The sequence below is a fragment of the Nocardia sp. NPDC051030 genome (genome assembly GCF_040683015.1).
Classification (GTDB): domain Bacteria; phylum Actinomycetota; class Actinomycetes; order Mycobacteriales; family Mycobacteriaceae; genus Nocardia.
On record NZ_JBFBCD010000021.1, the window covers coordinates 1 to 1,636 of the forward strand.

Annotated in this window: 2 rRNA genes; both read right to left on the bottom strand. The window is 55.6% G+C overall.

The features are described 5' to 3' along the window. Positions 1-3: 3 nt before the first annotated feature. A 5S ribosomal RNA gene (gene rrf, locus AB0N05_RS38850) occupies positions 4-120 on the bottom strand. 127 nt (positions 121-247) lie between these two features. Next, positions 248-1,636, bottom strand: a 23S ribosomal RNA gene (locus AB0N05_RS38855); the annotation flags it as partial.

Here is a 1,636-nt window from a genome sequence, read left to right on the forward strand (position 1 = left end):
ATGTTCCGGCGGTGTCCTACTCTCCCACACCCTGTCGAGTGCAGTACCATCGGCGCAGACAGGCTTAGCTTCCGGGTTCGGAATGGGACCGGGCGTTTCCCTGTCGCTATAGCCGCCGTAACTCTATGAAACTAGACACAGAGAGCCGGAACCCTTTGCGACAGAATAGGATTCTGTCTCTTAGGTTCTGTCTCGCTGGTATCTGTGTGTTGTTTCAGATACCGCACAGTGGACGCGTAGCAGCTTTGTTGGTAAGTCCTCGGCCTATTAGTACCGGTCACCTGCACCCGTTACCGGGCTTCCAGTTCCGGCCTATCAACCCAATGGTCTGTTGGGGGCCTTAACCCCTCGAGGGGGTGAGAAACCTCATCTTGGAACAGGCTTCCCGCTTAGATGCTTTCAGCGGTTATCCCTTCCGAACGTAGCAAACCAGCCGTGCTCCTGGCGGAACAACTGGCACACCAGAGGTTCGTCCGTCCCGGTCCTCTCGTACTAGGGACAGCCTTCCTCAAGTTTCTGACGCGCGCGGCGGATAGAGACCGAACTGTCTCACGACGTTCTAAACCCAGCTCGCGTGCCGCTTTAATGGGCGAACAGCCCAACCCTTGGGACCTACTCCAGCCCCAGGATGCGACGAGCCGACATCGAGGTGCCAAACCATCCCGTCGATATGGACTCTTGGGGAAGATCAGCCTGTTATCCCCGGGGTACCTTTTATCCGTTGAGCGACACCGCTTCCACTTGCCGGTGCCGGATCACTAGTCCCGACTTTCGTCCCTGCTCGACCTGTCGGTCTCACAGTCAAGCTCCCTTGTGCACTTGCACTCGACACCTGATTGCCAACCAGGCTGAGGGAACCTTTGGGCGCCTCCGTTACATTTTGGGAGGCAACCGCCCCAGTTAAACTACCCACCAGGCACTGTCCCTGAACCCGATCAGGGTCCGAGGTTAGAGGTCCAATACGATCAGAGTGGTATTTCAACGATGACTCCACCCACACTGGCGTGCGAGTTTCACAGTCTCCCACCTATCCTACACAAACCGTACCGAACACCAATACCAAGCTATAGTGAAGGTCCCGGGGTCTTTTCGTCCTGCCGCGCGTAACGAGCATCTTTACTCGTACTGCAATTTCGCCGAGTCTGTGGTTGAGACAGCTGAGAAGTCGTTACGCCATTCGTGCAGGTCGGAACTTACCCGACAAGGAATTTCGCTACCTTAGGATGGTTATAGTTACCACCGCCGTTTACCGGGGCTTAAATTCTCAGCTTCGCACCGAAGTGCTAACCGGTCCTCTTAACCTTCCGGCACCGGGCAGGCGTCAGTCCGTATACATCGTCTTACGACTTCGCACGGACCTGTGTTTTTAGTAAACAGTCGCTTCTCACTGGTCTCTGCGACCACACCCAGCTCAGGAAGCAAGTCCCGTCACCAGACATGGCCCTCCTTCTCCCGAAGTTACGGAGGTATTTTGCCGAGTTCCTTAACCACAGTTATCTCGATCGCCTTAGTATTCTCTACCTGACCACCTGTGTCGGTTTGGGGTACGGGCCGTGTACCAGCTCGCTAGAGGCTTTTCTCGGCAGCATAGGATCACTGAATTCGCCTCAATCGGCTACGCATCACCTCTCAGGCT